General features: G+C 57.1%; 11 protein-coding genes. All 11 read right to left on the bottom strand.

Annotation, left to right across the window (positions count from 1 at the left end; translation table 11 throughout):
• The 11 genes from MOST_RS11390 to uvrB all read right to left on the bottom strand — a co-directional run bounded on the left by MOST_RS11390 (position 1) and on the right by uvrB (position 18,264).
• Positions 1-813, bottom strand: a complete 813-nt coding sequence (locus MOST_RS11390) for a Cof-type HAD-IIB family hydrolase (protein WP_054936155.1) — start codon at positions 811-813, stop codon at positions 1-3.
• Entirely contained in the window at positions 785-2,626 is a 1,842-nt protein-coding gene (gene uvrC / locus MOST_RS11385) for an excinuclease ABC subunit UvrC (RefSeq protein ID WP_054936156.1), read from the bottom strand. Before uvrC ends, MOST_RS11390 begins: the two co-directional genes overlap by 29 nt.
• Positions 2,627-2,642: 16 nt before the next feature.
• Positions 2,643-5,558, bottom strand: a complete 2,916-nt coding sequence (uvrA, locus tag MOST_RS11380; protein ID WP_054936157.1) for an excinuclease ABC subunit UvrA — start codon at positions 5,556-5,558, stop codon at positions 2,643-2,645.
• A 260-nt stretch (positions 5,559-5,818) separates the two neighbouring features.
• Positions 5,819-6,517 (bottom strand): DUF1638 domain-containing protein, encoded by a 699-nt coding sequence (locus MOST_RS11375; protein WP_054936158.1) that lies wholly within the window; start codon positions 6,515-6,517, stop codon positions 5,819-5,821.
• Between the two features lie 57 nt (positions 6,518-6,574).
• A complete protein-coding gene (locus MOST_RS11370; protein ID WP_054936159.1) occupies positions 6,575-7,897 on the bottom strand; it encodes a TRAP transporter large permease in 1,323 nt (440 codons plus the stop codon).
• Positions 7,898-8,413 carry a TRAP transporter small permease subunit gene (locus MOST_RS11365; RefSeq protein ID WP_054936160.1) on the bottom strand — a complete coding sequence of 172 codons (516 nt, stop codon included), beginning with the start codon at positions 8,411-8,413 and terminating at the stop codon, positions 7,898-7,900.
• A gap of 90 nt (positions 8,414-8,503) precedes the next feature.
• On the bottom strand, positions 8,504-9,661 hold the full coding sequence (dctP, locus tag MOST_RS11360; protein WP_129588685.1) for a TRAP transporter substrate-binding protein DctP: 1,158 nt from the start codon (positions 9,659-9,661) through the stop codon (positions 8,504-8,506).
• Between the two features lie 122 nt (positions 9,662-9,783).
• Complete coding sequence (locus MOST_RS11355; protein ID WP_054936162.1) at positions 9,784-10,878, bottom strand: uroporphyrinogen decarboxylase family protein; 1,095 nt, start codon at positions 10,876-10,878, stop codon at positions 9,784-9,786.
• 121 nt (positions 10,879-10,999) lie between these two features.
• Positions 11,000-12,271, bottom strand: coding sequence for a PocR ligand-binding domain-containing protein (locus MOST_RS11350; protein ID WP_054936163.1), 1,272 nt, complete (start codon positions 12,269-12,271; stop codon positions 11,000-11,002).
• Positions 12,272-12,391: 120 nt separating this feature from the next.
• Positions 12,392-16,102: a UvrD-helicase domain-containing protein gene (locus MOST_RS11345; protein ID WP_054936164.1), complete on the bottom strand. Its 3,711-nt coding sequence runs from the start codon at positions 16,100-16,102 to the stop codon at positions 12,392-12,394.
• A gap of 158 nt (positions 16,103-16,260) precedes the next feature.
• A complete protein-coding gene (uvrB, locus tag MOST_RS11340; RefSeq protein ID WP_054936165.1) occupies positions 16,261-18,264 on the bottom strand; it encodes an excinuclease ABC subunit UvrB in 2,004 nt (667 codons plus the stop codon).
• Positions 18,265-18,444: the final 180 nt, after the last annotated feature.

The raw sequence follows: 18,444 nt of genomic DNA, 5'->3' as shown, positions 1-18,444 counted from the left end.
TCAACCTCCCAGGATAAATTTCTCCAGGGCCCGGGCCACACCGCCGTCGTTATTGCTGCCGGTGACATAATCGGCGGCCGCCCGGACTTCCGCCGGGGCGTTGGCCATGGCCACCGCCAGGCCGGCATAGCGGAACATCTGGAGGTCGTTATAACTGTCACCAAAAACCATAATTTCTTCCGGCCGGATGCCCTCCAGTTCCGCCAGGGCCTGGAGCCCCCGGGCCTTGTTAACCTCTGGGTTGAGCATTTCCAGGTAATGGGGCAGTGACCGGGTGAGGTAAACCCCTTCCCCCACGTCCCGGCGGATGGCCGCTTCCAGGGGATCCAGTTCCGGGCCGTCACGGAGGGCGACGATCTTCAGGGGCTCTCTTTTCTCCTCCTGGAGAAAAGTTAGCATATCCTCCACCCGGTGTAAATCCACCCCGGCCCGCCAGGCATATTTTTCGTTCTCCGCCTGGATGCTTTCTACATAGAGCCGGTCATCCAGGTAAACGTTATAGGCATAACCAAACTGGCGAATGTGCGTGATTAAACACCGGGCCAGGTCCAAAGGAATGGTGCGCTCAAAAAGGATTGCCCCCGTCCCTGAGTGGCGCACCTGGGCGCCGTGGTAAACAATAAGCGGTAAATCCAACCCCAGCTCCACGGCGTAGGGCCTGGCCGAACTGAACATGCGCCCCGTAGCCAGGGTTACGGTTATGCCCCTTTCCCGGACTCTCCTTATGGCTTCTTTAGCCCGTGGCTCAATAACTAAATCGTCGGTTAACAGCGTCCCGTCCAGGTCAAGGGCTACCAGCCGGATTCTCCCCATTATTTTTCCTCCCCAGGCCTTCCAGGATGCGGACCGCCACCGCCCGGTTCATCCCTTCTACGGCCATTAATTCGTCTAAAGTAGCTTCCCTTATTTTAGCAACAGACCCAAAATGGCGCAGCAGGGCTTTTTTACGTTTGGGACCTACTCCGGGAATGTCATCCAGTACCGAGCGGTAGGCGCCCTTTTCCCGTTTCTGGCGGTGGTAGGTAATGGCAAAGCGGTGTACCTCATCCCGCAGGTACTGCAGGAGCTGCAGGGCCCGGCTATCCCGGGGCAGGCGTACCGGTTCGGGGCTGCCCTCCCGGAACAACAGCTCTTCCTCCTTGGCCAGGGCAAAGGTAGGAATGGCCGCCACACCCATGGCCGCCATGACCTCCCGGGCGGCATGAAGCTGGCCCATGCCCCCGTCAATAAGAACGAAATCCGGTAACTCGGCAAAACGCGGGTCCTGCCCGGCGGCGCGGCGGAAACGCCGGCTTAAAACCTCCTGGAGGGAGGCAAAGTCATTGGGGCCTTTGACCGTCTTGATCTGGAAGCGGCGGTAGGCCGAGGTCAACGGCCGGCCGTCCACAAAGACAGCCATGGCCCCCACCGGGCTGCTCCCCTGGAAGTTGGAAATATCATAGGCTTCCATGCGCCGCGGCAACCGCGGCAGGCCAAGGGCCTGTTGCAATTCCATCAGGGCCGCCTTGCCACCCTCCTCCTGGCGCCGGCGGGCCAGGAGGTGCTCCTGGAGGAGGCTGACGGCATTTTCATGGACCAGCTGCAGCAGCTTTAACTTGCTGCCCCGTTTGGGTACCTTCAACTCGACCCGGCCGCCGCGCAGCCGGCCCAGCCAGCGGGCGATGGTGGCGGCGTCATCCGGCTCGTCGTGGAGTAGGATTTGCGGGGGAATTTCTACCCCCCGGCTGTAATATTCTTTCAGCAGGGCTGCCATAATTTCGCCCCGGGATAAGCCCTCTGTCCCCGTAAGGAAAAAATGGTCGCGGCCGATAACCTTTCCACCCCGGCTGAAGAAGATAAGGCCCAGGGCCGCTTCCCCTTCCCGGGCGAAAGCAACGGCATCGGCATCCTCCCCGCTGGCGGCAGCAAGTTTCTGGCGTTCGCAGACCTCCTGCACCGCCCGCAGCTGGTCCCTGAGCCTGGCTGCCTTTTCAAATTCCAGCCGTCCGGCGGCGGCTTCCATCTGTTCCTTTAATTCCTTGACCAGGGTGGTATGTTTCCCCTCCAGGAACAGGACAATATTGTCTACCGCTTCCCGGTAGGCCTCCTGGTTGACCTTACCGCTGCAGGGTGCCAGGCAGCGGTTAATATGGGCGTTGAGGCAGGGCCGGCTGCGGTGCTGCAGGGGCGTCTCCCGGCAGGTGCGCACCGGGAAAAGGCCGCGCAGGATTTTTAAAGTTTCCCGCAAAGCCCCCACGTTGGTGTAGGGGCCGAAGTAGCGGGAACCGTCCCGGACCAGGGAGCGCGTGATCTGCAGCCGGGGAAATTGTTCCTGGGTGGTTATTTTGATATACGGGTAGCTTTTGTCGTCCTTTAAACTGACGTTGTACCGCGGCCGGTGTTCTTTAATCAGGTTGCACTCTAGAATCAGGGCCTCGACTTCGTTATCCGTCAGGATATACTCAAAGTCGGCAATATGGCTGACTAAGACCTGCGTCCGCGGCGGGTGCTGGCCGCGGAAATAGGAGCGCACCCGGTTTTTCAGGGAAGCGGCCTTGCCGACATAAATGATCTCGCCTTTGGCGTCGCGCATGAGGTAGACGCCGGGGTGATCCGGCAAGCGCGCCAGTTTCTCCTCCAGGTCCATGGTATCCCTTCCTCATCTACTCTTGCCCTACTACCCGGGGCAGGTCCTGATGCCCGCCCGGAGGCCGGTGCTCCGGGCTTCCTTCCAGGTCCCGGCCCGCCTGCCTCTCTTTATGCCGCTCCAGGACGGGGGCCAGGAACTGGCCGGTATAGGATTCCGCCACCCGGCAGACCTCTTCCGGCGTGCCGGTGGCCACCACCCGGCCGCCGCCTTCACCGCCCTCGGGGCCCAGGTCGATGATATAGTCCACCGACTTGATGACATCCAGGTTGTGCTCAATTACCACCACCGTATTGCCGGCATCCACCAGGCGCTGCAGGACGTTCAACAGCCGCTCGATGTCGGCCATGTGCAGGCCGGTGGTGGGCTCGTCCAGGATATACATGGTCCGGCCGGTGCTGCGCCGGGCCAGTTCCGCGGCCAGCTTCACCCGCTGGGCTTCCCCGCCGGAAAGGGTGGTGGCCGGCTGGCCCAGGGTGATGTAGCCCAGGCCCACGTCCTGGAGGGTGGCAAGGCGCCGGTGCAGGCGGGGAATGGCGGCAAAGAATTCCGCCGCCTCGTCCACGGTCATGGCCAGGACGTCGGCAATGGATTTTCCCTTGTATTTTATGGCCAGGGTCTCCCGGTTATAACGCTTCCCCTGGCAGACTTCACAGGGTACATAAACGTCGGGCAAGAAATGCATCTCAATCTTAATGATACCATCACCGCCGCAGGCCTCGCAGCGACCGCCCTTCACATTAAAGCTAAAGCGCCCCGGTTTGTAACCCCGGGTGCGGGCCTCCGGGGTGGCCGCAAAGAGGGCGCGGATGTCGTCAAAAACACCGGTATAGGTGGCCGGATTGGACCGCGGCGTCCGGCCGATGGGCGACTGGTCGACCTCAATGACCTTGTCCAGGTGCTCGGTGCCGGTAATGGCCTCAAAGGCCCCCGGGTTGGTCCGGGCACCGTTCAAGCGCTGGGCCAGGGCCCGGTAGAGGATCTCATTGACCAGGGTGCTCTTGCCGGAGCCGGAAACACCGGTAACGCCGATAAACAGGCCCAGGGGAAAGCTGACATCGATATTTTTCAGGTTGTGCTCGCGGGCGCCTTTAACGGTCAACCATTTGTCGCCCGGCCGGCGCCGCCTTGCCGGCACCGGGATACGCCGCCGGCCGCTCAAATACTGGCCGGTGAGGGAGCGGGGATTGGCCATTACTTCTGCCGGGGTACCGGCCGCCACCACCCGGCCGCCCTGCTCCCCGGCCCCGGGACCAATGTCGATGATATAGTCGGCGGCCCGCATGGTATCCTCGTCATGCTCGACGACGATGACCGTGTTGCCCAGATCCCGCAAGCGCTTCAAGGTGGCAATCAGGCGGGCGTTGTCCCGCTGGTGCAGGCCGATGCTGGGCTCGTCCAGGATGTACAGGACGCCCATGAGCTGCGATCCGATCTGGGTGGCCAGGCGGATGCGCTGGGCTTCCCCCCCGGAGAGGGTGGCCGCCGCCCGGTCCAGGGTCAGGTAGTCCAGGCCCACATCCAGCAAAAACTGCAACCGGGCCTGGATTTCCTTTAAAATCTGGCGGGCGATTATCTCCTCGCGCTCGCTTAAAGTTAAATTGCGCAAAAACCCGGCCGCCGCCCGGACATTAAGGGCCGCCACTTCGCAGATATTAAGGCCGCCAACCCGGACGGCCAGGGCTTCCGGTTTCAGCCGCGCCCCTTTGCAGGCCGGGCAGGGCTGCTGGCTCATATAGTTTTCAATCTCCGCCCGCGCCCACTCCGACTGGGTTTCCTGGTAGCGCCGCTCGAGATTGGGGATGACCCCCTCAAAGGGGGCTTCGTAAGTGCGCCGGTCGCCAAAACGGTTGGTGTAGCGGAATTTAATCCGCTCCTGCCCGGAACCGTAAAGGATAACCTGCAGGTGCTCCGGCTTGAGCTCCCGCACGGGCACATCCAGGCTGAAACCGTAATGTTCAGCCAGGCACTCCAGTATCTGCTGGTAACCGTTATTGCTGCGGCTCCAGGGCGCTATGGCCCCTTCCCTTAAGGTAAGGTCGCGATCGGGAATGACCAGGTCTAGATCGACCTTCATGGTTACGCCTAAGCCGGTACACGCCGGGCAGGCGCCGTAGGGATTATTAAAGGAAAAGAGCCGCGGCGTGATTTCCGGCAGGCTGACGCCGCACTCAATGCAGGCGAATTTCTCGCTTAAAAGCAACTCTTCCTGGCCGACGATATCGATAAGGACAATACCGCCGGTGAGCTTCAAGGCCGTTTCCAGGGATTCGGCCAGGCGCGGGGCCACGCCCGGCCGCACCTGGAGGCGGTCCACGATTACCTCTATAGTATGCTTTTTATTTTTAGCCAGATTGATATTCTCGCTCGTTTCCCGGATTTCCCCGTCCACCCGGACGCGCACATAACCCTCTTTGCGGATCTCCTCCAGGACGTTGCGGTACTCCCCTTTGCGGCCCCGGACAATGGGGGCCATAACCTGGAAACGGGTTCCTTCCGGGTAAGCCAGCAGGCGGTCCACCATCTGGGAAACCGTCTGGGGCGTAATGGGCCGGCCGCACTGGGGACAATGAGCGCGGCCAATATGGGCAAAAAGCAGCCGCAGGTAGTCGTAGATCTCCGTCACCGTACCTACCGTGGAGCGGGGGTTATGGCTGGCCGTCTTCTGGTCAATGGAAATGGCCGGGGATAGTCCCTCGATTACGTCGACGTCAGGTTTGTCCATCTGGCCTAAGAATTGCCGGGCATAGGAAGAAAGGGACTCTACATAACGGCGCTGTCCCTCGGCATAGATGGTATCAAAGGCCAGGGAAGACTTCCCCGACCCCGACAGGCCGGTAATGACTACCAGTTTATCCCGGGGGATAGTGACGTTAATATTCTTCAGGTTGTGGGCCCGCGCCCCCTGGATGACAATTTTATCAGTGGCCATAATATACCCCCTCGGGAAATTCCCTGGGCTTATCGCCAGGCGTAAAACCTGGCCAGGGTAATACCTTGCTTCTCCGCCAGTATTATACCATAAACGCCAGTAAGGGCATACCTGGAGGGAATAATCAGGATGCTGCTATCGAATGGAAGGGCGGTAAGCTTCCGCCTCTAATAGCATTTTGATGAGCGTACAAAAATTAAGACCGGGTATTTACCCGGTCGCGGAATCAGTTTACTTACTGCCTTAGCCTTATCACCCTGTCACTGGCTCAGAATATTCCCTGCCAGCCCCAGTTTATCGGCCTCAATTGCCGTTCCAGGAGCAATCTTAATTATATCGTCACCTTCGCCATGTAAAAGGCGAGCCAGCCACTCCAGGCTACCTTTAATTTCATCCGGAATAAGATTAAAGGTCGTGGCAAATAACCTGACAAACTCTCGATCTTCCTCCCCAGCCTGTTGTCCGGTATCAATATAAGTTACCCGCGTATAGGCCTTCAGCATCTCGCCTATAACCCAGCGAGCCGTTTCCTCCCCGTAAAGGGATAGGCAGCGCTGGTATTCAGTATAAGAGTTCTCACTGAAAGCAACCCAGCCGGGGCTGAAGTAGTAGGCGTAGCCCTTCAGCGTATCTTCCTGGCGGGCCTGACAGGAACCCAGGAGGAGGTCAATGCAGTCATTGGCTCCAGGAAATACCAGGTCGCAGTACCTGGTTTTAAGACCAGCGATGCCATTACCACAAAGCCCGTACCCCAGGATAATCCTGCCGCGGAAACCCCCGGCTTCTAATTGATCAATATTTTCCTGGATGGTAACCCGCAGCTTTTCCGGGGTCCGGTGCAGGCCCTGCTTTAAAAATATGGCTTCGTCCGGCTGCACGCCCAGGCTTTCCAATTCGTAGCGCAAAACTTCGCAGGCGATAATGCGCCTGTCAAAGCTTCCTTTATTTTCTGGGCTCATAGCCATCTCCTTGAATAATGTTGTTCTGGTATCTCTCCCATTTATTTATAATACACTCTACATTATTTTGCTGGGCAACCAGGTGATTATAGCCGGGAAGAGGGACAGGATAATCAAACTAATAACCTGGAGGGCCATGAAGGGAAAACACGCCCGGTACAACTGGGCCGTACTTATTTCTTTGGGGGCAATACCCCGGAGATAGAAAACGGCGTAAGCGAACGGCGGTGAAAGGTAAGACATCTGGATCATTACGGCAAAAATAATCGCAAACCATATGGGATCAAAGCCCAGGGCATATACTACCGGCGTAAAAATGGGAACACCTATAAGCAAAACGCCGTAAGAATCAATAAACATACCCATAATATAAACGATAAACAGTATTACGGACAATATCAACCAGCGATTCATATTGAGCCCGTTAACAATGCCGGATATCACCTGGCCGCCTCCGAGGCCTAAAAAGACCGAAGTAAACATAGACGCCGTTAATATAATATACATAATCATCGCCGTCGTTTTCATAGTAGCAAAAGACGCTTCTTTTACCATTTGCCAGTTAAGCCGGTGATGAAGGGCAGCTATGAGCAGTGCGCCCACCGCCCCCAGGGCGGCCGCTTCCGTGGGTGTGGCCACTCCAAACAGGATAGAACCCAGGACCATTAGAATGAGCCCGAGGGTCGGCAGGATGGATTTTATGGCCAGGACTATTTTTTGTTGACTGGTATATTTGCCTGCCTCTTCCGGCGCTATTGCCGGTCCGGATTTTGGCTTCAGGAGGCAGAGTACGAAAATATATGCTATATAGAGGCCGGAAAGAACTAAACCGGCCCCAATACCCCCTGCAAAAAGTTTGCCGATGGAAATCTGGGCCTGGGCGCCGTAAATTATCAAGATAATACTGGGAGGAATGAGGGTGCCCAGGCACCCTGCCGCCATAATCGTCCCGGTTGCCAGTTCGGGGTTGTAACGGTGCTTTAGCATGGACGGTAGGGCCAGCATGCCCATGACGGTGATGGAGGCACCGATAATCCCGGAGGCGGCCGCCAACAGGGTACAAATGACCACCGTAGTTATCGCCAGACCGCCCCTCAACCTGCCGAGAATCACGTACATGGATTCAAAAAGGTCATCGGCAGCCCCGGAACGCTCGAGCACGGCACCCATAAAGATAAACAAGGGAATACTGGCATAAGCTATACTGGTTATCAAGTTGTTCGTTGAGCGCACAAAAAGATTGAGTACTCCCGGGTTACCCCACAATGTAGCTCCAAAAATTATCCCCAAACCACCCAGGGTAAATGCCAGGGGGTGACCCATAAAAAGAACAATTAAGAAAATAATCCCTACAACTAGAATTGTTTCTAACGGTGTCATTTAAATTTCTTCCCCTTTAATAACAAAAATTAGATCGCGAATCCATTTGGCCAAACCTTGCAACCCCAAAAAGATGAAACTTATGGCAACCACAGTTTTCAAGGGGTAAAAAGGAGGCGCCCACATGGTGTAAGTCGTCTCTTTTATTGACCAGGAATAAATTGCATGGATGGAATACTTCCAGATCATTACGCCAACAAAGGTGAAGAAAATAATTGCGAACAGAAGCAAGTCAACAATAGCTTTCATCTTAGGCGAAAAGCGGCTGAACAATATATCGGTGCGAACGTGCCCCCCTTCTTTAAGCACCCATGCCCCGCCGGTAATAAAATGGGCTCCATAGAGTAACACCACGACCTCCCAGGCCCAGGTAGTAGGTGAATGCAAAATATACCTTCTTATCACCTCAATGGTTTCCAGGCCCACCATTATGAGAATAAGGAAACTAAATAGTTTCCCTGTATTTTCGCTAAGGGAATCAATTGCTTTTAGGACCTTAGCCAACTTACCAGTCATGCTTTTATAGCACCTCTTTAAAAAAAATCGATTATAAGGCTGCCATGATTATCTCCAGTCATGGCAGCCCTGGAGGAACAGGATAGCAAGTTACTTCTTAGGTTGGTACCCCAATTGCTGCTCCGGCGTCAGGCCCCAGCCCCACCACCTGGCTATATCTTTATAGGGATACCAGTCTTCCATAAACTTGTACAGGGATTGGTAGACCTCAGCGGTCAGCCCGCCATATTTCTTTATATCCTCTTGCTCAATTTCATACATTTGCTCCCGCAGCTTGATGAATTGCTCTTCGGGCATCCTGACAAATTGCATCTTACCGCTCTTTTCAAGCTCTTTCATAGTAATGGCGCTGCGGTACTGACTCCGGGTCCAGTGCTTGAGTTCATCTGACTGGAAAGCCATTTCCACAATTTGCTGGATGTCCGGCGGCAGCTTATTCCAGGCATTTTTGTTGACAACGACCGTGGTGATAAAGTGAACATTCCAGAAATCGGGCCAGATGCCGTATTTGGCAACATCGGTCAAACCTATCCCTTTGTTCCAATCAAGATTGCCAAATTCGGCCATATCAACGGCCCCCGTCGACATGGCGGTGAAAACCTCTTCTAACGGCATGGTAATGGCCGCCACGCCGTTCTTCTCCAGCAGGCGCGGATCAGAGGTCCTCATTTTCTTACCTTTCATTTCTTCGATGCTCTTGAAAGGTTGATTGGCCATTAAAACCTCCGTTCCCCAGATTTCAACCGCCAGGAGCTTCAAATTTATTTTATCAAAGGCCTTTTGTAACAGGTCCCACCCGCCGGCCTCATAGACCCACACCCATTTGTCGTGGGCGTCCATGGTGAGATTCCCGGTCCCCAGTGGGACGAACGCATAGTCGATTCCTTTGGCATATATGGGCCAACTGGATAGCATCTCAAAAACGCCGTCGCCGGCAGCCTGGAAGGCTTCCATACTGCTGGCAAAGGTACCATTGGGGTGCACTTCGATTTTTAAGCGGCCGTTGGTAGCCTTATAAATCTTTTCCGCCGTCTGTTTATTTTGTTCAAAGTCGCTCTGCCCGGTATTATGGATCACTTGCATCCGCCAGACAAACTCCGGTTGTTTGGCCATTGTTCCTGACGAGGATGAACTTCCTGAAGTTGCGGAGCCCTGTCCTGATGTTGCCTGGTTACCGCCGCAGCCCGTTGCTGCCAGTGCCACAATTATTGCCAGTGCCACTATTAACAATACACGGATCCTTCTCAACCAAATCCCTCCTTTAACAGGTTAAATATACTAAACCCCAGCATTTTTTGACCTTATTGTCGTCCTATCGGCCCTTTTGCATCCCCTCCTTTGCTAATTACCTCAATGTTAATGCCGGCAATTTAATCCAATTGAATGGGATACTTACCATACTTCTTAATAGCATCCCTCATGGCCAGGGCGTTTTCCTTTTTGGCGTAGCTGGGCAGGCTGTTGGCACTGCTGCATATATAGCCACCCCCCGGCGCCGCTACCCGGATGCGTTCCTTAACCTCGGCGTCCACTTCTTCCGGTGTACCCAGGGTTAGGGTATAGTCCAGGTCAATGTTGCCCACCAGGCAGACGCGGTGGCCATACTCCCGCTTCATCCTGCCAATATCCATGGCTGCCGGCTGGATGGGGTGAATGGCGCTCATCCCCAGGGTGAGCAGGTCGTCCATAACTGGAAAAAGGTTGCCGTCACTGTGGAAGATCCAGGGCTTTTTGATGGCCTGGGCCACCACTTTCATGTGGGGCAGGAAAAATTCCCGGAACATCTGCGGTGATACCCAGGGACCGCGGTTGTCGGCTATATCATCGTTGGCCCAGAAGAAGTCGAAATCCATTTCATTTAAATGCTCGACGACCCGGGCCGACCATTCGGAGAAACGCCGGTGGACTTCATGGACCAGCTTTGGATTGTCAAAAATGGCAAAGGAGAAGTGGTCCAGTCCCATGCTGTTAATGGTCGAAGCCGCGCCCAAGCGGATGCGGGCAAAGACGGCGTATTTGCCTTTGTATTTGGCAATCCATTCAGCCACCCGTTCGTACCGGGCCGGGTGATCGGGGTCGGGCAGGTATTCATCAAAGAGCTTCAAGGATTCTTCATCCACCAGCAGGCCCTTTTCTATGAAGTTGCGCCCACCGGCATCAACGCCCATTTTGGCGATCCAGGGTGGGAAGAAGTCAAAGGTTACCTTGTTGGGGAAGTAGTACTTCTCGTGGAAGGCATCGCCCCCCTGCATGGACTGGCCGGTACCGGCTTCCCCCCCGGTAGGATAATGATAGCCAAAACCATCCAGTCCCAGTACCTCACAGAGCTCGGTCGGTGTGAAGTCATCCCGGCCCATGATCTCTACCTGGAGGGGCTCCTCGACATCATTTTCCACAAAGGGCACCTGATCGGGCACCCCCCGGGCCAGGGCAGTTAATACCCTTTCCCGCGGTGTCATGGTCATACAGGTCACCTCCGTAAAATTTAAATTTGGTTTCGCCATCAGACCATCTTTACCCTTTGAACTATCCGGATACTTTTTTGCATATTTTTGACCATTGGGATCGTTTTCACAGTATCACTTTTCAGGCATATCTACTCCGGTAAGTTCCAGGCGTTACGCCAACCTCCCGTTTAAATACACGGCTGAAATAGGTAACTTCATTAAAGCCTGTCGCTGTGGCTACTTCTTCGATAGTTTTCCCTTCCCGCAGCAAACGTTTAGCAGCTTCTATACGCACCAGGGTCAGGTATTCAATTACCGTGCGGCCCATTTCCTTTTTAAACAGGCGGCTCAAGTGGGCCGGGCTTAAATCAACAAAGACAGCTATATCTTCTAAACCTATACTCTGCCTGTAGTTGGTATTGATATAGGCCACAGCCTTTTCCACCGGCGGTGTCTGGCGGCTTTCCCTGGCGCGGTAGATCCGGTCCATAAATTCATCCAGGGTGCGCAGCAACCAGATGAAGCTCTCTTCAAGGGACAGGGTGGAAATTTTTTGCATACTGGCTGCACTTAAGTTTAAAATCTCTTCCGGCCTGGCGCCGCCGGCAGCAGCCGCCCGGGAAAGGATGGCCAGCAACTCCAGCAGGCGATATTTGATAATTTCGGCGCGGCCGATGTTGGTAAAAAGGATGTTCCCCAGGAGATTTTCCAGGATAGTCTCTGCCCCCAGCCGGTCCCCCAGGCGCACCCTGATCGCCAGCTCATTTTCCAGATCCAGCTGGTAGCCGTTACCTTGCTCCCACGGGGCCCTTTCCACCAGCCAGTCCCAGAGGGACGGCCCTTTTAAAGGTCCTCTTTTTTCCTGTTGCCCGGTAGCCCCCAGGCTGCTCAGGCTGCTGGCTGCCACCCGGGCCGCCAGCTTCTTTAACAGTTCCGCTCCTTGCTGGACTTGCCGCGCCGGGACAACCCGTAATTTCTGGATGGCAGCCCTCAGTTCCCGGGGTGGTAGGCACAGGTCCGCCACCCGGTTAAATATCTCCTGCATGGCCTGCTCATCCAGTTCCCACATAATTGCTTGGCCGCAAATAATTGTTCCCAGGACCTGATCTTGCAATTTGATTGGTGCGGCCCAGTGAACCAGGCCGGCATGGCAAAAGAGGATACAGGGATCAATGAGTTCCACCGCCCGGCAGGCACGGCGGTAGGTTTCCCGGCAACGTTCGGCACCTTCTGTCACCGAGTTAACCAGCTGGCACAACCGGCAGTGATAGGTATAATCTTCGACGCCGATAACGGGTTCCATAGTAGTATCTAAAATTACTGCCCGCATCCCGGTGGCCTCGGTAAAAGAGCTTAGCAGCCTCTTTAGAATGGCCGGGTCTGCCAGCTGTTGCAGGGATAACAGGCCCAAAACAGATCCCCCCGACCTTTTTAATTTTTTATTTCGATAATTAACGACATAGTCCTGCATAAATTATTGCCAATTTTTGCTCAAATGATTCCGGAAGAGCGCCTGTTTCTAACTCCATATTTAAAACAGGCGCAGTTGCTTATATTTCCCATCATCTGTTCCCTGCCTGCCTTTTGTCCTGCCGGGCCAAAATTTTTTCTCCAGGCACTCCGGAGGTATTTCCAGCAGGAAAGGAGAGGGCCGGAAAGGTACCTTTCTGCCAGCAATAGTCCTACTGCGGGATGATACCAGGATCAATATATCCCGCGCCCGGGTAAGGCCGACGTAAAACAGGCGGCGTTCTTCAGCCAGGTCGCTATCAGCCAGGGTTGAGGCTTCCCGCTCTTTCAGGGGAAGCAGTCCCTCTTCTACACCGGCAATAAAGACCACGGGGAACTCCAGCCCCTTGGCGGCATGGAGGGTCATCAGGCTTACTGCTTCGGGGGAAGTAACATTGCTGCCCCAGCGCTCATGGTCAGCTTCCCCGGCCAGGACGACCCCGCGCAGGAAGGCATGGAGGTCGTTAAAACGCGCCGCCACCCGCAGCAAGCGGTTCATGTTTTCTACTCCCTGGAGGTTATACTCCTCCATCCAGCGGGCCAGGAGGCGCTCAGGAGGTTCCTGGCGCATTATGGTCCTCCAGGTCGCCACGGCATTCCTGAAGGCCTGCAAACCCTTCCTGACTGCTGCCCCTGGCGACACCTCGCCTGCAGTTAACCTTTCTATGGCCTGCCAGGCCGGGCAATGCATCTGCCTGGCTATCTCCCGGACCAGCGCAATATCTCTTTTATCCTGGCTAAAGGGGCCCGCACCGAGGCAGCGATAAATATGAAAATCGTCTTCCGGGTTGACCAGGCACCAACAAAAGGCCAGGGCCTCCCGGACGGGCCGGTCTTCCAGGAAGCTTTCGCGGCCTACCAGCCGGTAGGGTATCCCCTCCTTCAGGAAACATTCTTCCAGGGTCTCTAACTGGCGCCCCGTCCGGACCAGGACGGCTATATCGGCAAAACCGAGGGCTTCCCCTGCCATCCCCCTCGGGACTTCCATGGGTGCCGTGCCTCCCTGGCCGTGGGCCTGAAGCATGGTCGTGCCGCCTACCAGGCGGCCGATCTCCCTGACAATGGCGATGCCCTCAGCCATCTCACCGGGGACCTCCAGGTGAAGGATCGGGGGCCCCTCCTCCTTTGCGGCGACAAGAACCTTGTCGCCCGGAAGTTTAAGGCCAGGATGCGGGTTATGGGCGATTACGGCCGCAGCCGCCCGGAGGATGGTGGGCGTGGAGCGATAGTTGCGGGTTAGCCGGAAAACCCGTGCAGCCGGGAAGTCCTCCTGGAGCTGCCGGAAAAAACGGTTACTGGCCCCGCGAAAGCCGTAGATGGCCTGGTCGGGGTCGCCGATGACGAAGAGATTGCCGCCGTCGCCGCTCCAGAGCCTGATCAGCCGGTACTGGACCGGATTAACGTCCTGGAATTCGTCAACGAGGAGGTGGGTAAACCGGGCCAGCAGCCTTTTAACCTCCGGGGTGTCCTCCCCGGCAGCCATCCAACCGTCCAGCAACTCAACTGCCAGGAGCAGGAGATCATCGTAGTCCATGACACCGTATTCGGCCAGCCGCTCCTGGTAGGCGCTGTAAACTGGCCGCAGGTCCTCCGGAACCCAGGGGGATGAGGGAAGCAGGCCACGGCTTTTGAGAAGGGAAATCTGCCGCTGCAGCTTCGGGGCCTGGCGGGAGCCGCCCCTCCCGCTTTCTTGCAGGATTTCTGCCAGGATGCTCCTGGCGTCGCTCTCATCAAGGACGGTGGGCTGCTCCCTGCCGGCAAAGGTAAAGGCCATTGCCCTGTTCTGGCCTGGCCAGCACCGCAGCAGGTCCAGGCAAATGCTGTGAAAGGTGCCGATGGTTAAATCCTCAATACCCCCGGCCTCCCCCAGCAGTTCAACCACGCGCTGCCGGATTTCGGCGGCAGCTTTATTGGTAAAGGTGACGGCCGTAATCTGGTTGGGGGCAATGCCTCGCATCCCTATTAAATAGGCCAGGCGGTGGACCAGGGAAAGGGTCTTACCCGTGCCCGGCCCGGCCAGGACAATAACCGGCCCCTCTGTGGCGGTGACTGCCAGCCGCTGCTCCTCATTGAGACCGGCCAGGGGAACACCGGGGCCTGCTGCCGTCTCAACCAGAACGGGTTCCTCACCGGCAGGGCCTGCGGGCTGGCTTGGGTCCTCCGCTATAGATGGCGTCACCCCTCCCCCTGCCGGCACGGCTAACCCCTCCGTGTCTGCCGGCCACCTCGCCTGCGCTGCCGCATCGCTACCCTTTACCGTTGCGTTCTCCTTTACGGCCTTACCGGGTTTAGTCTTTTTCCCGGCTGTACTTGCCTGGCAGGTACTTGTAGCTGCTGCGGCAGCAATTTCCTCGGCTTCCCCAAACAGGCTGGCCTGCCCTACGAAATACTCCCTCTCCTCCGGCCGGAGCAGCAGGATCCGGCCATACTCGCCGTCAAAGCCCGGCTGCCTCTCTACCTCGCCGGCGCGCATGCGCCGGACGGCTTCAGCCACCGGCGACCCGGCCACCCGGGCGATGGCCTCCAGGGGGGCCTCCCGCAGCACTACCAGTTCCGGGCCCAGGCGGTGGAGCAGGTCAAAGTAAAGGGCGGCGACCTTTTTAGAAGCGGTACCCGTCCCCAGGGCTGACGCCAGCACCTCCGGCAGGGGAACCAGGCTCTCGTAAGGGCGGGCGCCCTCCGGGCGAACCCCCTCTTCCCGGTCGGCCAGTATCTCCACCCGGTGCAGCACGCCAACGGTCACCTTGCGGCCGCAGACGGGGCACACTCCACCTGCCGCCCGCGTCCGGGCCGGCGGCCAGCAAATATTACAGGCCCGGTGGCCGTCGTAGTGATACTTGCCTTCCTCGGGAAAGAACTCCAGCGTTCCCAGGAAACCAGCCGCCTCCCGTTCCTGCAGGGCCCGGCGGATGGCCGGGTAGGAAAGCTCTGTGTTGAAGATGTTGGCCTCCCTGGCCAGGTGGCGGGGAGAATGGGCATCGGAATTGGAGACAAGGGTAAGGCGGTCCAGGGCTGAAAGGCGCCAGTTCATGGGCGGATCGGAGGAAAGGCCCGTTTCCACGGCGTAGATGTAATCAGCCAGGTCCTCAAAACACTCTTCTATACTGTCAAACCCCGAGTTGGCGCCAAAGAGGGAGAAATGGGGGGTCCAGATATGGGCCGGGATAAAGATGGCTTCCGGGCAGGCCTCGAGGGTCATCTCCAGGAGCTGGCGGCTGTCCAGGCCGAGGATAGGCCGGCCGTCAGAATGAAGGTTGCCGATCCCTTCCAGGCGGCGGCTGAGGGCTTCCGCTGCCTCAAGATCGGGCAGGAGGATGAGGTGGTGGACTTTACGGGTGCGCCCGTCTTTTTTATAAATGGTGCTGATTTCTCCACTTATGATGAAACGCACAAGGGGCCGCCCGTCCAGGCCGGAGGGAACGTAACTGGATCCGCCGCGAAAAATGCCTCGAAGCGGGTCTCCACCCTTAAACCAGGCCTCCGGCATTCCGGCGGCGGTATCTTCCTCTACCGCCCGGCAGAATTCCTCCTTCAGGCGGTAAAGGCCATCCTCCGCCGGCTCCAGCCTGTCCCGCAGTTCCTCCCGCCAGGCCGGGTGGGTAAAATCGCCGCTGCCCACCAGGGTCACGCCTTTATAAAGGGCCCAGCGGTAGAAGTTTTCCGGGCTGGCATCTTTGCTCGTGGCCCGGGAATAACAGGAGTGGATGTGGAAATCGGCGATAAATGGCAACATTAATCACCCATTCTTGTCAAAACCACTTGTTAGTTGTAAAAAAGTTACACTGCATTGCTGGCCGGAGCATTAAAGGGTTTCTACGGCCAAACCAGAGAAGAGATAGACGTCTATGTCATGAAGGAACGCGAAACATGGGAAAAGCGCGGTTTTCAGTGCTAACCCGCCTGCAGCTTTAACTCCAGGATAGCGTCCCGCAGCTCGGCGGCCCGTTCAAATTCCAGCCTTTTGGCTGCCGCCCGCATCTCTTTCTCGAGCTGGCTGATGAGAGACTTCAGCTCCCGTTTCGTAAACTGGCCCTTCTTCTTTTCCTTAGTTTCCTTAGCCTGAGATTTGCTCGCCTGGTACCTGGCCGGTTCCTCTGCCACTGCGGTTTCAATAATATCCCGCACCGGTTTGCTGACGGTCCGGGGGATAATGCCGTGCCGGCGGTTGTACTCTATTTGCACCTGGCGGCGGCGGTTGGTTTCATCTATAGCCCGCCGCATGGAGGCGGTAATGGTGTCGGCGTACATGATGACCTGGCCGTTGGCGTTGCGGGCGGCCCGGCCGATGGTCTGGATCAGGGAGCGCTCCGAACGCAGGAAGCCTTCCTTATCGGCATCCAGGATGGCCACCAGGGAAACCTCCGGCAGGTCCAGCCCTTCCCGCAGCAGATTAATCCCCACCAGGACATCAAAAACCCCCAGGCGCAGGTCGCGGATGATCTCCATGCGCTCAATGGCGCCGATATCGGAGTGCATATAGCGCACCTTGATGCCCACTTCCCGCAGGTAATCGGTCAAATCCTCGGCCATGCGCTTGGTCAGGGTGGTCACCAGGACCCGCTCATTCCTGGCCACCCGCTTATTTATCTCGCCCACCAGATCGTCAACCTGGCCCCTGACAGGCCGCACCAGAACCTCGGGGTCCACCAGGCCGGTAGGCCGGATGATCTGCTCCACCACCTGCTGGGAGTGTTCCAGTTCATAGGGCCCCGGTGTCGCCGAGACGTAGATTACCTGGTTGATGTGCCGGCAAAACTCCTCAAAAGTCAAGGGCCGGTTGTCCAGGGCCGAGGGCAGGCGGAAACCATACTCCACCAGGGTTGCTTTCCGGGAACGGTCGCCTTCATACATGCCGCCGATCTGAGGCACGGTGATATGGGACTCATCGATTATCAGCAGGAAATCATCGGGAAAGTAATCCAGTAGCGTATAGGGCGGCTCCCCCGGCGCCCGGCCGGTCAAGTGGCGGGAATAGTTTTCGATGCCTTTACAAAAGCCGACTTCCCGCATCATCTCCAGGTCAAACCGGGTCCGCTGCTCCAGGCGCTGGGCCTCCAGGAGTTTCCCCTGCTGCCGCAGTTCCTGCAGGCGTTCCTCCAGCTCGGCCTCAATGCTTTTTAAAGCCCGCTCCATCTTGCCTTCTTCCACCACATAGTGGCTGGCCGGGAAGATGGCCACATGCCGGCGCCGGGCCAGGACCTCCCCGGTCAGGGTGTCGATCTCCAGCAGGCGCTCGATTTCATCGCCAAACATTTCCACCCGCACGGCCTTCTCATGGTAGGAAGCCGGGAAAATTTCAATCACGTCGCCGTGGACGCGGAAGGTACCCCGCTTGAAGTCGTAGTCATTGCGGCTGTACTGGATGTCCACCAGCTTCCGTAAAATGGCATCCCGGTCGTATTCCTGGCCCTCCCGCAGGGAGAGCATCAGGGTGCTGTAGTCCTCCGGCGAGCCCAGGCCGTAAATGCAGGAAACGCTGGCCACAATAATGACGTCCCGCCGCTCAAAGAGGGCGGCGGTAGCCGAGTGGCGCAGCTTGTCGATCTCGTCGTTGATGGAACTGTCCTTTTCGATATAGGTATCCGTCTGGGGCACGTAGGCCTCCGGCTGGTAATAGTCGTAGTAGCTGACAAAATACTCGACGGCGTTGTCGGGAAAAAACTCCTTGAACTCGCCGCAGAGCTGGGCCGCCAGGGTCTTGTTGGGGGCCAGGACCAGTGTGGGCCGCTGCACGGCCTGGATGACCTGGGCCATGGTGTAGGTCTTGCCGGTACCCGTCGCCCCCAGCAAGGTCTGGTGGCGGTAGCCTTTCTGCAACCCCTCCATCAGGGCGGCAATGGCCTGCGGCTGGTCGCCTCGCGGCTGGTAATCTGACTTCAGAACAAAGGGCGGCATGGCGCTTCCCCCTTCCGGGAGCTATTATATCATAGCGGCCCGGGGTACACTACCCCGGGCCGGCCTCACCAGGTTCGACACATTTAAAATCTGCTGCAAGCCTTGATATTCATTGATTTCCCCATTAAATCATCGCGTTTCAGGCCTTTCCTCTACGGCGACCACTGGCAGGTTCATATT

This window comes from Neomoorella stamsii, from assembly GCF_002995805.1.
GTDB lineage: Bacteria > Bacillota > DSM-521 > Neomoorellales > Neomoorellaceae > Neomoorella > Neomoorella stamsii.
This window is presented reverse-complemented; position numbering and strand designations above follow the sequence as displayed.